Raw genomic sequence first — 12,731 nt, 5'->3', positions numbered from 1 at the left:
GGATCGCCGTGGGGCTTTATTTATACCCCCACTCTTTCTCTCTAGTTCAGGTAAGGGTAGGTTAACTTTCACTATGGTCTCAGAACTTCTTACATTAAACGCTCCGACGAACACTTCCACTTACCGCGCGGCCTTCTTTGACCACCAACTCCTGGCCACACCTTCTGAACCGCGCCACCGCATCTTCCGTGCCACTGTTCATAGCGTCAGCGCCCCTGCCGAAAACCTGCAACGGATTGTCATCCATTCCCCCGAATTAGTCGGCTTTCAGCTTTCCGGCCCTGACGAGTTCTTTGGTCTTCTTATGCCGCCAAACCCCCACGAGGATCTTCATTTACCTCTCTACAACGGTGACACCAATATCCGTGCATGTGTTGCAGCTATGCCGGACGGCCAGCGCCCAAACCTACGTTGGTATACCGTTCGCTCACTCGATTCCGAACGTGGGCTGATAGCTTTCGACGTGGCGACTCATGGCGTCAAGAATCCTAACGATGAGAGCGTCGGACCAGGACTTGCCTGGACCCTCAGGACTCGTGTCGGCGACCAAGTGGGCATCTGGACAGGCCGGGGGCTATGGCACCGTGCACACAGTTCGCAAACGCTGATCGCAGACCCATCTGCCGCGCCTTCTGTTCATGCCGTCTTGGAATACACGCAAACCTTCGCCCCGGAACAGTTGTGCGACATGCACGTCATTGTGGTCGCCGAGAGCCAGCACGACCTCGAGCCATCCCTCGTCGCCGACTGGGAGTGCAAACTAGGCAGCCTAAAGGTGTTGTTTAGCGCGGCAACGGATTTCAACGCGGCGGTTATGTCCCACCTACAGCAGCTAGACCACGCCGAACACCCTGCAACGCAGTCGAAGTACGTCTGGGTCGCAGGCGAAGGCCAGCTTTGCAAGGATGTTCGGCACCACGTAGTTCACACTTGGGGCCTTAATAGCGAATCCGTGCAGTGGTGCCCGTATTGGTTCCTTGGCAGGGCGCGACCTTAATTAGCCACAATTCCTCGCGGCACAATGATCGGAGCCATACCGCGGGGATCTTCCCACACCTCGGCGTTCAGGCCATATGCGTCGCGCAACACATCCACCGTCAGAGCCTCTTTCGGAGAACCCTCGGCGATCTTTTCCCCCTCCTTCATGACGATCATCTCGTCACTAAAAGCTCCCGCCAGGCCAAGATCATGAAGTACGGTAATCACCGTCTTGCCCTCTTGAGCGAGCTCCCGCACGATACTTAGAATCTCTATCGCATGTGCCGGATCTAGGTAGGTAGTCGGTTCGTCCAACAGCACAATTGGCGTATCCTGCGCCAGCACCATCGCCATCCAGACGCGCTGTCGCTGACCGCCGGATAGCTCCGCCACGTCGCGGGCAACAAGATGGTCAACCTTCGTCTTCTTCAGCGCCTCGCGCACTTTTTCTTTATCTTCTGACGCCGTCGCTCCCCCACCCCAGAGCGATCGACGATAAGGGTGCCGTCCGCGTTCCACGAGTTCTCCAACAGTCAACCCCGCCGGACACAGCGGATGCTGTGGCAAAAGCGCAATTAGTTGGGCGGCTTCGCGTGCCCCCAAACTATGCACGTCTTTCTCCTGGGCAAGTACCTGCCCTTCGGTGGGAGCAAGCAGCCGAGAAAGCGTCTTGAGCAGCGTTGACTTGCCACAACCATTGGGGCCTAAGAGCGTGGTGACCTTCCCGGGTTCTGCAGTGAAAGACACGTCCTTAACAATGCTTGGGCCGTAGTTGTAGCCCACGGTGACGTGATCAACTTGAACGTTCATTGAACCATTCCTTTCAGAGTTCCGCGACGGGCCGCCAGCCAGACAAGCAACACCAACGCGGGGCCACCGATGATGGCGGTAACCAAACCCACAGGGGATGTAAACGGCAGTGCGCCCGCCACGACGGCGCACGCAGCCAATAGAGCGGAGCCTGCAAAAGTAGAGCACAGCGGATGGGGCGTGGGCGTTCCGGCCACCAGCTTGGCCAGCTGAGGAGCCAACAGTGCCACGAATCCAATTGGGCCGACAAAGGAAACCACCACCGCGACAATGCCCGTTGCAGCAATGAGCAAAATAGCGCGCACCCTCGTGACATCTACACCAAGTGTGGACGCGGTGGCGTCATCATGAGAAAGAAGAGGGACATCGCGCGTAACACAGAGGCCTAAAACCACGAAGGGTAATAGGCCCAACACCATAGGCAACAAAGCCTCCGTACGCACAAAGCCGGTGGACCCAGCGAGCCAAGTTTGGGCATCCGTGGCACGAGTTAAGTCAGCCCTGAGCAGAAGATACTGCACTAAAGACTGCGTGAGGAACGACAGTGCCAGGCCGATGACCACTACGCGCTGCGACGTCCCGAAACCACCGAGTAGAACGAGCAAACCAACGATCACTAGTGCGCCAACCAAAGCGAGTGCAGCACGCCACCAGAACGTCGGCACCCCCTCACTCCATGCAGGGCGGGTAACTACGGTGCCCGCCACAACCAAAACCGCCGCGCCACCGGAGACACCGAGAATGTCCGGGCTGGCCAACGGATTGCGAGCCATGGTTTGGGTCCACGCACCGGCCAGCCCTAGAGCCGCACCGACCAGAACGGTAGCGATTGCTACAGGCAGGCGGAGATCCCACACCACGTTGATTGCTTGCTGTGTGCCCCCACCGGTGAGAACCTCGATGACTTCCACCGGACTGAGCTTCACCGCACCCTGCCCCAGGATTAAGCAGTAACAAAGAGCCGCTATGAGGGCGAACCCTGCCGAAGCCGCCAGGACGCGTCTGCTTCGTGAACGCTTGATACTACGGATAGACGTCATATCGCTCATATCGTCAGCTCCGAGTCATTCGAGGTCGGTGAACTCTTCTCACGCCGCACCGCCAGAATCATCACTGGGGCGCCGACAATAGCTAGGACAATGGACATTTCCAGCTCGTTAGGCTGCAGGACGAAGCGGCCAGCAATATCGGCTAGCAGTACAGCCGCACCGCCGACGATGGCAGTTGGTAGCAAGAGGCGGGTAAGTGCCGGGCCGGTAAACGGGCGTAGTAAGTGTGGCACGGCGAAGCCCACGAATGTCACAAGCCCCACCGTGGCAGTCGCCGAGCCGGCGAGGATGATCACCGCTGCGGCAGCCAACAAGCGGGTTCTCGTGGGCGAGCTGCCAAGGGAACGGGCGGAGTCCTCTCCCATCGCAAGTAGATCCAGCGGGCGTGCTGCAAGCGCACCACATAGAGCACCTAGTGCTAGACCTAAAGCAGCTAAGGTCACGTCTTCCATACCCCGCCCAGCCGTAGAGCCGACGGTCCAGCGGCGGAGCCCTTCCAGGGTGTCGGAAGAATAGAGGCTCAGCATGTTCGTCGCCGCTTGCAGGGCAAAGGTAACTCCCACGCCCACCAGTACCAGAGTTAGCGGGTTACGGGATACGCGGGAAATCAACAGCACGATTAGAGCGGCGACGGCAGCTCCGAGGAGCCCCACAAGTGTTCGCTCTCCGACCGTCGTTGCCCAGCCCAAGGTCAGTGCCGCGGCGACTGCAAAACTTGCTCCGGCGTTCACGCCGATAATGCCGGGATCTGCCAAGGGGTTGCGGGTCCAGCTCTGAGCAATGGCACCCGCCATAGCCAGGGCTGCGCCTGTGATCACAGCCAAGAGGGTACGCGGAACGCGCAAGTCCCAAATGATGCCGGACTGTTCAGCATTAATGCCGGACTGCGCGGACGGGTGCGAACCATGCATGAGGATGCTGGTCACCTCGCCAATGGAAAGATCTTTGGAACCCAAGTACAGGGAGGCAACCAGCAGCAAAGCCAAACCAACGAGTGCGGCCGAAGTAAGCAAACGCCTGGAAAATACCAAAGAATGTCGAATTCTTGAGACGGACACTTTCAACTAAATTGCGTCAGAGAACTTGTCGACTGCCCAGGGGATGGTCAATGGGTTCGGCATACTCATTGCATTGCCCACGTTTTCGTCCATCCATCGGACCTTGCCTTCGCGAACAACGTCCAGCTTGCTGAATGTTGGATCCTTCTTCAAGGTATCGGCGGCACCCTGATAATCAAGGACGAAGAGGTAATCGACATTGTTGAGGTCGCTGTAGTTCTCAGGTGCGATGTCGCGGTAGAACTCGCCCCCGTCACCTTCGAGTTCCTTCGGGATCTCGAAGCCCAGACTCTCGATAAACTGCCCACGACCGTCACCGGAGGTGTACAGGCCGATCTTTCCCTGATAAGGCATGACGATAGCCGCACGCTTGCCCTTGAGCTCAGGGTGCTGCTGTTGGAAATCATCGAAGGCCTTCTGCGTTTCTTCGACAAGCTTGTCGCCTTCTTCTTGCTTGTCTACAGCGCCGGCGATCTGGTTGACCTGATCCTGCCATGGGATCTGCCAGTCCGTGGCACCGTCTGGCTTAACGGTGGTTGGGGCGATGTCATTAAGCGCCTTCTTCGCCTGCGCGTCTACGGCAGAGTTCACCGCAATGATCTTGTCCGGATCAGCGGCGGAGATCTTCTCCAGGATTTCAGCAGTGAATCCGTTGGCAGTACCGTAAACCACTTCAGGCTTGTTGTCGCCGAGCTTTTCGGTAGCCCATGGGCCAACGCCAGACGCATCAACATCTCCCTCAGCACCCCAGGGCGCTACGAGGACTGGTTGGATGCCAAGGGCGAGCAAGGTATCGCTGTCTCCCAGGCCAACTGCGGCGATGCGCTCGTCCCCGGTGCCCTCATTTTTTGACGCCGCCGCGTCGTCGCCTCGGGAGCAACCAGACAGAACAAGAGTGGATGCTGCCAAGACAGCGGCGGTCTTCAGTGCCGCTCGACGGGTCAGCGAATTGTTGCGTAACATGCGAAAGCCTAACGTGTAAGGAACTCTTTGAGGCGCTGTGTATTACCCATAGCCCCCAAGGGACTGTTGGCCTCTTTCGGCTACGGTCAACACAGCAATCGCGCCTATATTACAGAGGTAAGGCTAACCACACAATAATCTACCTTAAGCTACCGCCCTTCCCGCTCGGCCGCCATTACCAGCGGCGCCCCAGACCTAGTCCGCCACCATTGCAACCCCGGGCCTCGCCCGCCACCATCGCCCCCCTGCCACTATCACCCCTGGCTACCCTGGCCCTCAGCGCCGAGATGCCCCCGCTATTGCAACTCGTGGCGCCAACTGTCGGAAAAGTTGCACTCCCAAAGACCAAATGTCGGAAAAGTTGCAAAACGGAAAATAGTCTCCGAGCCAGCGAGATTCAAAAACGCTTTGACCTGCAGATTTACGGTAGTGAAAATGGGGGCCAATAACAAAATGCAACTTTTCCGACATTCGCGCCTCGGCAACACAAGGACCTGGCCACGCGGGGACGACTACCGACCCAAACCCGCTTCGCCGGAGGCCAAATGGCGCTAGAACGGGAATCTGTCAGTGCAGTCTCGCCGCCGGAAATTCCAGCAACCTCCCGACCTGCGGTTTTACAAAGACGCTAATCAGTGGCTTTAGGGTATTCCCGTTCTAGCGACATTTCCGCGCTCAACTGGGGCACGGCCAAGTGGTTGGCTTCGGCGTCATTAAGAAACAAAAAGGCCCCCTACCGCAGCAATGTGCGGGAGAGGGCCTTAGCGCCCGACGGCGCAGCGTCTGCGCCACCTAAGCAGCCAGAGCTGCTGGGACTAGCGAGCCTTCTCGATGATCTCGGTCAGGCGGAAGTGCTTGTCCTTGGACAGCGGGCGGGTCTCCTCGATGCGAACGCGGTCGCCGACACCGGCGGTCTCGTTCTCATCGTGAACCTTCACGCGAGAGTCACGGCGCATGATCTTGCCGTACAGTGCGTGCTGCTTGCGGTCCTCGAGCTCGACCACGATGGTCTTGTTCATCTTGGTGGAAACAACGTATCCGGAGCGAACCTTGCGGGCGCCCTTCTCGTTCTCCACAGCTGCGTTGTCATTCACGGTTGCCTCACTCATGCTGCGTCACCACCCGGGTTGGTAGACAGCCCGAGCTCGCGCTCGCGCAGGACGGTGTAGATGCGGGCGATGTCGCGCTTGACAACACCCAGACGACGGTTGTTGGTCAGCTGGCCGGTCGCAGCCTGGAAGCGAAGGTTGAACAGTTCTTCCTTCGCCTCACGCAGGCGGGTGGTCAGCTCTTCGTTGTTGAGCTCGCGGAGCTCATGTGCCGGAGTTCCGGTAGCCATTAGAACTGATCCTCCTTCTTCACGATGCGAACCTTGCAGGGCAGCTTGTTACCAGCACGGCGCAGTGCCTCCAGGGCGACCTCTTCGTTCGGGTAAGAGGCCTCGAAGAGGATGCGGCCCGGCTTGATGTTGGCAACCCACTTCTCCACGGGCCCCTTACCGGAACCCATACGCACGCCGAGCGGCTTCTGGGTCAGCGGACGATCCGGGAAGATGTTGATCCACACCTTGCCACCACGCTTTAGGTGGCGGTTAATGGCGATACGAGCGGACTCGATCTGACGGTTGGTGATGTAGGTCGGCTCCAGGGCCTGCAGGCCGTAGTCGCCGAACGTTACGCGGTTGCCGCCCTTGGACACGCCACGACGGGTCGGGCGGTGCTGGCGACGGTACTTAACGCGCTTCGGGATAAGCATTTGTCTTAGCCCTCCTGCTTCTGCTCTGCGCGCTGGCGACGGGCGCCACCGCGACGTGGACGCTCACGACGACCGCGGGACGGGCGCTCGTCGCGTGCATTCATCAGGCTCTCGCGACGGCCGCCGACGACGTCACCCTTGTAGATCCACACCTTGACGCCGATGCGTCCGAAGGTGGTGTGAGCCTCGTAGGTGCCGTAGTCGATCTCCGCGCGGAGGGTGTGCAGCGGAACGCGACCCTCGTGGTAGCGCTCGGTGCGACCCATCTCCGCGCCGCCCAGGCGACCGGAGCAAACAACCTTGATGCCCTTGACCTGCGGCTGGCGCATTGCGCCCTGAATTGCCTTGCGCATTGCACGACGGAAGGCAACGCGGTTGGTCAGCTGCTCAGCGATGGACTGTGCCACCAGCTGTGCATTGGCATCGATGTTCTTGACTTCGAGGATGTTCAGCTGAACCTGCTTGCCGGTGAGCTTCTCCAGCTGGCCGCGGATGCGGTCAGCCTCGGAGCCACGGCGGCCGATCACAATGCCCGGGCGGGCAGTGTGGATGTCAACGCGAACCCGGTCGTGGGTGCGCTCGATGACAACATCGGCGATGCCGGCACGGTCAAGACCCTCAGACAGGAAGTCACGGATCTTGATGTCCTCGGCGAGGTAATCAGCGTACTGCTTGTCGGCGTACCAGCGGGAGCGCCACTCGGAAGTGATACCCAGCCGGAGGCCGTGGGGGTGGATTTTCTGGCCCACTACTGAGCACTTCCCTTCTGGCTCTCGACGACCACAGTGATGTGGCTGGTGCGCTTGCGGACGTGGAATGCACGACCCTGGGCGCGGGGACGGAAACGGCGCATGGTCGGACCCTCATCGGCGTAAGCCTCAGAGACGACCAGCGTCTGCGGGTCCAAGCCGAAGTTGTTCTCGGCATTGGCGGCGGCCGAAGCAACGACCTTCGCGACCGGCTCGGAAGCGGCCTGCGGAGCGTACTTCAGGATCGCCAGTGCGTCCTCGACAGACTTGCCACGGATCGTGTCGATCACGCGGCGAGCCTTCATCGGAGTGACGCGGACGAAACGCGCGGTTGCGCGTGCGGTGGTTACGGTGTCAGACATATTTATCGACGGCCCTTCTTGTCGTCCTTGACGTGACCCTTGAAGGTCTTCGTAGGAGCGAACTCACCTAGCTTGTGACCGACCATGGAATCGTCGATGAACACCGGAACGTGCTTCCGGCCGTCGTGGACGGCGAAAGTGTGGCCGATGAAATCGGGAAGAATGGTCGAGCGACGGGACCACGTCTTGATGACGTTCTTGTTGCCCTTTTCGTTCTGAGCGTCCACCTTCGCGAGGAGGTGTTCGTCGACGAATGGGCCCTTCTTCAGGCTGCGTGGCATTCTCTACTACCTCCTCTTAGCGCTTCTTGTTCTTGTTGGAGCGACGACGGCGAACGATCATCCGGTCGCTGGGACGGTTCGGCTTGCGGGTGCGTCCCTCAGGCTGACCCCAAGGAGACACAGGGTGACGACCACCGGAGGTCTTACCCTCACCACCACCGTGCGGGTGGTCGACCGGGTTCATAACAACACCACGGACGGTCGGGCGAACGCCCTTCCAGCGCATACGGCCGGCCTTACCCCAGCGGATGTTGATCTGCTCCTGGTTGCCGACCTCACCGATGGTTGCGCGGCAACGGATGTCGACGCGACGGATCTCGGTGGACGGCATACGCAGAACTGCGTACTTGCCTTCCTTACCCAGCAGCTGGATGGAGGCACCAGCGGAACGGGCCATCTTGGCGCCGCCGCCCGGCTTCAGCTCCACAGCGTGGATGGTAGTACCGGTCGGGATATTACGCAGCGGCAGGTTGTTACCAACCTTGATGTCGGCGTTCGGACCGGACTCCAGCAGGGCGCCCTGCTTCAGGCCACGCGGGGCGATGATGTAACGCTTCTCGCCGTCGCGGTAGTGCAGCAGCGCAATGTTAGCGGTGCGGTTCGGGTCGTACTCGATGTGAGCGACCTTGGCGATCACGCCGTCCTTGTCGTTACGACGGAAGTCGATAACGCGGTAACGGCGCTTGTGGCCGCCACCCTTGTGACGGGTAGTGATGTGGCCGTGAACGTTACGGCCGCCGGTCTTCGACAGCGGGCGCAGCAGAGACTTCTCGGGAGTCGAACGGGTAATTTCCGCGAACTCGGAGACAGAACTCTGGCGGCGACCCGGCGTAGTCGGCTTGTACTTACGAATAGCCATACTTTTGCTTCCTCTTTACCTTTCGGTATCCGGCCGCCCTTAGGCGGTCGCTCCACCGAAGATGTCGATCGGATCGCTGCCGGCGACCAGGGTCACCATGGCGCGCTTGGTTGCCTTGCGCTGGCCGTAGCCGGTGCGGGTGCGCTTGCGCTTACCCTCACGGTTAACGGTGTTCACGCTGGCGACCTTCACACCAAAGATCTGCTCGACGGCAATCTTGATTTGGGTCTTGTTAGAGCTGGGGTTAACCAGGAACGTGTAAACGTTCTGCTCCATCAGGCCGTAGGACTTCTCAGACACGACCGGGGCGATGATGATATCGCGAGGATCAGCTACAGTGCTCACTTTGCCTCCTCCTTGGTCTTATCAGCGGCGTTGATGAAAGCGTTCAGTGCCTCCACAGAGAACACAACGTCGTCCGCATTCAGAACGTCGTAGGTGTTCAGCTGGTCGTTGACCAGGGTGTGTACCTGCGGCAGGTTGTTTACGGACTTCCATGCGGTGACGTCTTCGCGGGTCAGGACGACCAGCACGGACTTGCGGTCCGTCAGACGCTCGATGAAGGTACGTGCAGCCTTGGTGGACGGGGTCTGCCCCGGAACCAGCTCCTCAACCACGTGGATGCGGTCGTGGCGCACGCGATCGGTCAGGGCGCCGCGCAAAGCGGCGGCCTTCATCTTCTTCGGGGTGCGCTGGGAGTAGTCGCGCGGCTGCGGGCCGTGAACCGTGCCACCACCGGTGAAGTGGGGAGCGCGGATGGAACCCTGACGTGCGCGACCGGTGCCCTTCTGACGGAACGGCTTACGGCCACCGCCGGAAACCTGGCCACGAGTCTTCGTAGCGTGGGTACCCTGACGCTTTGCTGCGAGCTGAGCGGTAACGACCTGGTGCATCAGTGCGACGCTAGCCTCTGCATCGAAGATGGATGCGGGCAGCTCGACCGTGCCGTTGGTCTTACCGTCAGCGGTGTGGACATCAAGCTTTAGATTGCTCATGCGTGTGCACCGCCCTTCACTGCGGTCTTGACAACGACGAGGCCGCCGTTGACACCCGGAACTGCACCCTTGATAAGGAGCAGGTTGGACTCTGCGTCGACCTTGGCAACCTTCAGGTTCTGCTGGGTAACGCGGTCGTTACCCATGCGGCCTGCCATGCGCTTGCCCTTGAACACGCGGCCGGGGGTGGCTGCCTGTCCAATGGAGCCCACGCGACGGTGAGCAGCCTGGTTACCGTGAGCAGCACCCTGGCCGGCGAAGCCGTGGCGCTTCATGCCGCCAGCGTAGCCCTTGCCCTTGGTGGTGCCCGTCACGTCGACGAACTTGACATCGTTGAAGATGTCGACGGTGACGTCCTGGCCAACCTCGTAGCTGGATGCGTCTGCAACGCGGATCTCAGCGACGTGGCGGCGCGGAGTCACGCCAGCCTTCTTGAAGTGACCAGCGGCCGGCTTGTTTACCTTGCGCGGGTCGATCTCGCCGAAGGCGATCTGTACGGCCTCGTAGCCGTCGGTTTCCTTGGAACGCACCTGGGTTACGACACAAGGCCCAGCCTCGACGACAGTGACCGGTACAACACGGTTTTCCTCGTCGAAGATCTGGGTCATGCCGAGCTTCTTGCCCAGGATGCCCTTGATCTCAATATCACTCATAGTTTCTCTTCCGCTGCCGTTTCAGTAGTTCAGACTCGTTTGCCGCTTACTGAATGTTGACGTCGACGCTGGCCGGAAGATCGATGCGCATAAGAGCGTCAACGGTCTTCGGGGTTGGGTCGAGAATGTCGATCAGACGCTTGTGCGTACGCATCTCAAAGTGCTCGCGCGAGTCCTTGTACTTGTGCGGAGAACGGATGACGCAGTACACGTTCTTTTCAGTTGGCAGTGGCACTGGGCCGACAACACGAGCGCCGGTACGGGTTACCGTCTCGACGATCTTCTTGGCAGAAGCGTCGATAGCCTCGTGATCGTAGGCCTTGAGCCTAATGCGGATCTTCTGTCCCGCCACGCTTGTCCTCTTCCTTCAAAGCGCTGCCCGCCGTTGAAAACAGCAGGTATACACGCTTCTTATCTGTCTTAGTCTTAACGCTGTCCGGCCTAGGGGCCTGGTCCAGTCGCCAGTGTCGCTTGTGTCTTACATTTACTTGTTTGTGCCATCGACGGAATGCGGGTCATTTGGTTTTCATGAACACACGCCAAGAGCACTCGATTTAACAAGTGATGTAACAACACCCGGTTCCCGCCCCTTGCTCGCTCCATGGCCAAATTCGTTTTACCGAGGCCTTATATACGAAATATATGGAGTACAAGCTTGGAAACGTGTTCCGCGCCTTGTCGGAAGGGAATCCCCTTCGCTTACTGCCGCTGTTCATTTACCATGCCCCATCCTCCGGCACCCGCGGTCGGGCGTGTCGCCCTTCCGCTTTTTAAGTACCGCACAGCAAAGCAGCCCCGCCGTTAGATTCTGTACGAATCACGTTGCGCGAGTTTCTTCACCGACGATGGATCATGCTCACTTCACCATCGACACCTTCTTGATCCAGCTTCACTATTGCGCTGCTGGCCTCATGTGCCGTGTTAAAGCAACGTCAAGTATTCAACCACACCGGGCGCGCCGAAACCAAATCACTTCTGTCTCTTCTTTTTTGACGCCCCTACGCGCCGGTGACCTTTTACTTCCGTAGCCCTTTTAGCACTACAATCGCCCCCATAGTGGAGTGTGACGATGCATGCCCTAAAGGTGGCGTCATCTAAAGAAGGAACAGCAATGAGCGACTACCGCAGCAACCCCGAATACCAACGCCAACGGCGCGCGTTGATTCGGCAGCACCACCCAGACGCCGGAGGGACAGACGCGGAGCTGATCGACGCTTTGCGTGCCCTCGACGACAACTGGGACAGACGCGCCCGTCTGCGCCGCCAAGTACAGGAACACCGGCCTAGCTTTATCCCCGAAGACAAGGCCGAACAGGCCATGGACGCCGCAGAGCAAGCTATGGGTGTGGCGGAGAACTTCGCTCGACGTGCGGGGCGCTTCGCTGGCAACGTTCGCCAGACACTGTTCGACAAGCTGCCCCAGGAGTTTCGCCGCGGCTATCGCGAGGGAGACAGCTAGATGGGCACGCGCTACGAACAGATCGCCCGCGAGCTGCGTGAGGACATTCGCAGCGAGCGGTTCGCAGTCGGGGCACCACTACCGAGCGAGAAGGAGCTCTCCGAGCGCTTTCACGTAGCCCCCGGAACTATGCGCCAAGCTCTTAACGTGCTGGTAGACGAGGGGACGCTCAGCTCCAAGCGTGGAGCGCGCAAAGTTGTCCTGCGCATGCCGGCTCGATTTCCGGAAATTTCAAAGTTCCGCAGTTTCGCCCAGTGGGCTTACGGTCGCGGACGCACCCCTGGAGGTCACGTGATTCACCAGGAGTGGGTGGTGCAGACCGAGCAGGATGCCCGGCTGCTGCGTCTCGCGGAAGGCGAGAAGGTGCTGAAGGTGCTGCGTGTGCGAACGATTGATGGCTCTCCCATCATGCTGGAGCGCACTCGCTACCCCGCCTGGGTGGGCGCGAAGGTTGAGCCGATGGATCCCTCGTGCCCCTCGGTGACGAACGAGCTGGCCTCCCGCCACAATGTGCACTTCTTTGCTGCGGATAACGTGTTCTCTGCGGCTAAGGCCGGTGAGGTCGATGCGAAGTGGCTGCCTCTCGATGCTGGCGATCCGGTACTTGTGCACCGACGTCTCTCGCGCGATGCGAAGGGCACGCCGCTAGAGATGAGTGAGGATCGCTATATTGCAGACGCCCTTAGTCTCGCCGTGCCCACGTCTGGCAAGAACAACGTTCTCAGCTGGACCACGCTGAATCGTTTTCCCTGGGGTTAGT

General features: G+C 59.6%; 18 protein-coding genes. 3 read left to right on the top strand and 15 right to left on the bottom strand.

Annotated features, from left to right (window positions below; all coding sequences use genetic code 11):
• Positions 1-73: 73 nt before the first annotated feature.
• On the top strand, positions 74-997 hold the full coding sequence (locus ACKFRT_RS10050; RefSeq protein ID WP_408925181.1) for a siderophore-interacting protein: 924 nt from the start codon (positions 74-76) through the stop codon (positions 995-997).
• Here ACKFRT_RS10050 and ACKFRT_RS10045 read toward each other — a convergent pair.
• The 15 genes from ACKFRT_RS10045 to rpsJ form a co-directional block, all read right to left on the bottom strand.
• Positions 994-1,788 (bottom strand): ABC transporter ATP-binding protein, encoded by a 795-nt coding sequence (locus ACKFRT_RS10045; protein WP_408925180.1) that lies wholly within the window; start codon positions 1,786-1,788, stop codon positions 994-996. The two genes, ACKFRT_RS10050 and ACKFRT_RS10045, sit on opposite strands and share 4 nt — an antisense overlap.
• On the bottom strand, positions 1,785-2,837 hold the full coding sequence (locus ACKFRT_RS10040; protein WP_408925179.1) for a FecCD family ABC transporter permease: 1,053 nt from the start codon (positions 2,835-2,837) through the stop codon (positions 1,785-1,787). Before ACKFRT_RS10040 ends, ACKFRT_RS10045 begins: the two co-directional genes overlap by 4 nt.
• Positions 2,834-3,850, bottom strand: a complete 1,017-nt coding sequence (locus tag ACKFRT_RS10035) for a FecCD family ABC transporter permease (RefSeq protein WP_408925178.1) — start codon at positions 3,848-3,850, stop codon at positions 2,834-2,836. Before ACKFRT_RS10035 ends, ACKFRT_RS10040 begins: the two co-directional genes overlap by 4 nt.
• Positions 3,851-3,901: 51 nt before the next feature.
• Positions 3,902-4,858, bottom strand: a complete 957-nt coding sequence (locus ACKFRT_RS10030; RefSeq protein ID WP_408925177.1) for an iron-siderophore ABC transporter substrate-binding protein — start codon at positions 4,856-4,858, stop codon at positions 3,902-3,904.
• 815 nt (positions 4,859-5,673) lie between these two features.
• Positions 5,674-5,967 carry a 30S ribosomal protein S17 gene (gene rpsQ / locus ACKFRT_RS10025; RefSeq protein WP_296212660.1) on the bottom strand — a complete coding sequence of 98 codons (294 nt, stop codon included), beginning with the start codon at positions 5,965-5,967 and terminating at the stop codon, positions 5,674-5,676.
• The gene (rpmC, locus tag ACKFRT_RS10020) at positions 5,964-6,197 is read right to left on the bottom strand and encodes a 50S ribosomal protein L29 (RefSeq protein ID WP_005291954.1); all 234 of its coding nucleotides are present in this window, start codon (positions 6,195-6,197) and stop codon (positions 5,964-5,966) included. The genes rpsQ and rpmC overlap by 4 nt, the downstream gene beginning before the upstream one ends.
• Positions 6,197-6,613 carry a 50S ribosomal protein L16 gene (rplP, locus tag ACKFRT_RS10015; protein WP_296212657.1) on the bottom strand — a complete coding sequence of 139 codons (417 nt, stop codon included), beginning with the start codon at positions 6,611-6,613 and terminating at the stop codon, positions 6,197-6,199. The genes rpmC and rplP overlap by 1 nt, the downstream gene beginning before the upstream one ends.
• A 5-nt stretch (positions 6,614-6,618) precedes the next feature.
• Complete coding sequence (gene rpsC / locus ACKFRT_RS10010) at positions 6,619-7,362, bottom strand: 30S ribosomal protein S3 (protein WP_035012120.1); 744 nt, start codon at positions 7,360-7,362, stop codon at positions 6,619-6,621.
• Positions 7,362-7,724: a 50S ribosomal protein L22 gene (gene rplV, locus ACKFRT_RS10005; protein WP_005291960.1), complete on the bottom strand. Its 363-nt coding sequence runs from the start codon at positions 7,722-7,724 to the stop codon at positions 7,362-7,364. The genes rpsC and rplV overlap by 1 nt, the downstream gene beginning before the upstream one ends.
• A 2-nt stretch (positions 7,725-7,726) precedes the next feature.
• The gene (rpsS, locus tag ACKFRT_RS10000; protein WP_005291963.1) at positions 7,727-8,005 is read right to left on the bottom strand and encodes a 30S ribosomal protein S19; all 279 of its coding nucleotides are present in this window, start codon (positions 8,003-8,005) and stop codon (positions 7,727-7,729) included.
• A 16-nt stretch (positions 8,006-8,021) separates the two neighbouring features.
• Positions 8,022-8,864 carry a 50S ribosomal protein L2 gene (gene rplB, locus ACKFRT_RS09995; protein WP_408925176.1) on the bottom strand — a complete coding sequence of 281 codons (843 nt, stop codon included), beginning with the start codon at positions 8,862-8,864 and terminating at the stop codon, positions 8,022-8,024.
• Between the two features lie 39 nt (positions 8,865-8,903).
• Positions 8,904-9,209: a 50S ribosomal protein L23 gene (rplW, locus tag ACKFRT_RS09990; RefSeq protein ID WP_005291980.1), complete on the bottom strand. Its 306-nt coding sequence runs from the start codon at positions 9,207-9,209 to the stop codon at positions 8,904-8,906.
• Complete coding sequence (rplD, locus tag ACKFRT_RS09985) at positions 9,206-9,859, bottom strand: 50S ribosomal protein L4 (protein WP_296212648.1); 654 nt, start codon at positions 9,857-9,859, stop codon at positions 9,206-9,208. Before rplD ends, rplW begins: the two co-directional genes overlap by 4 nt.
• Positions 9,856-10,512, bottom strand: coding sequence for a 50S ribosomal protein L3 (rplC, locus tag ACKFRT_RS09980; protein WP_296212645.1), 657 nt, complete (start codon positions 10,510-10,512; stop codon positions 9,856-9,858). Before rplC ends, rplD begins: the two co-directional genes overlap by 4 nt.
• A gap of 46 nt (positions 10,513-10,558) precedes the next feature.
• On the bottom strand, positions 10,559-10,864 hold the full coding sequence (gene rpsJ / locus ACKFRT_RS09975; protein ID WP_010120790.1) for a 30S ribosomal protein S10: 306 nt from the start codon (positions 10,862-10,864) through the stop codon (positions 10,559-10,561).
• 759 nt (positions 10,865-11,623) lie between these two features.
• Here rpsJ and ACKFRT_RS09970 point away from each other — a divergent pair.
• The gene (locus tag ACKFRT_RS09970; RefSeq protein ID WP_408925175.1) at positions 11,624-11,971 is read left to right on the top strand and encodes a hypothetical protein; all 348 of its coding nucleotides are present in this window, start codon (positions 11,624-11,626) and stop codon (positions 11,969-11,971) included.
• Complete coding sequence (locus ACKFRT_RS09965) at positions 11,972-12,730, top strand: GntR family transcriptional regulator (RefSeq protein ID WP_408925174.1); 759 nt, start codon at positions 11,972-11,974, stop codon at positions 12,728-12,730.
• The last annotated feature ends 1 nt before the right edge of the window (position 12,731 follow it).

The sequence above is a fragment of the Corynebacterium jamesii genome, assembly GCF_046097395.1.
GTDB lineage: Bacteria > Actinomycetota > Actinomycetes > Mycobacteriales > Mycobacteriaceae > Corynebacterium.
The sequence above is the reverse complement of the archived record's forward strand: the minus strand, read 5'-3'. Positions and strand labels throughout refer to the sequence as shown.

Coding starts and splice junctions, on each gene's coding strand:
- rpsQ (WP_296212660.1), bottom strand. CDS start 5,967: ATGAGTGAGGCAACCGTGAATGACAACGCAGCTGTGGAGAACGAGAAG.
- ACKFRT_RS09965 (WP_408925174.1), top strand. CDS start 11,972: ATGGGCACGCGCTACGAACAGATCGCCCGCGAGCTGCGTGAGGACATT.
- ACKFRT_RS09970 (WP_408925175.1), top strand. CDS start 11,624: ATGAGCGACTACCGCAGCAACCCCGAATACCAACGCCAACGGCGCGCG.
- rplC (WP_296212645.1), bottom strand. CDS start 10,512: ATGAGTGATATTGAGATCAAGGGCATCCTGGGCAAGAAGCTCGGCATG.
- ACKFRT_RS10030 (WP_408925177.1), bottom strand. CDS start 4,858: ATGTTACGCAACAATTCGCTGACCCGTCGAGCGGCACTGAAGACCGCC.
- rplB (WP_408925176.1), bottom strand. CDS start 8,864: ATGGCTATTCGTAAGTACAAGCCGACTACGCCGGGTCGCCGCCAGAGT.
- rpsS (WP_005291963.1), bottom strand. CDS start 8,005: ATGCCACGCAGCCTGAAGAAGGGCCCATTCGTCGACGAACACCTCCTC.
- rplV (WP_005291960.1), bottom strand. CDS start 7,724: ATGTCTGACACCGTAACCACCGCACGCGCAACCGCGCGTTTCGTCCGC.
- rplD (WP_296212648.1), bottom strand. CDS start 9,859: ATGAGCAATCTAAAGCTTGATGTCCACACCGCTGACGGTAAGACCAAC.
- ACKFRT_RS10050 (WP_408925181.1), top strand. CDS start 74: ATGGTCTCAGAACTTCTTACATTAAACGCTCCGACGAACACTTCCACT.
- rplP (WP_296212657.1), bottom strand. CDS start 6,613: ATGCTTATCCCGAAGCGCGTTAAGTACCGTCGCCAGCACCGCCCGACC.
- ACKFRT_RS10040 (WP_408925179.1), bottom strand. CDS start 2,837: ATGAGCGATATGACGTCTATCCGTAGTATCAAGCGTTCACGAAGCAGA.
- ACKFRT_RS10045 (WP_408925180.1), bottom strand. CDS start 1,788: ATGAACGTTCAAGTTGATCACGTCACCGTGGGCTACAACTACGGCCCA.
- rpmC (WP_005291954.1), bottom strand. CDS start 6,197: ATGGCTACCGGAACTCCGGCACATGAGCTCCGCGAGCTCAACAACGAA.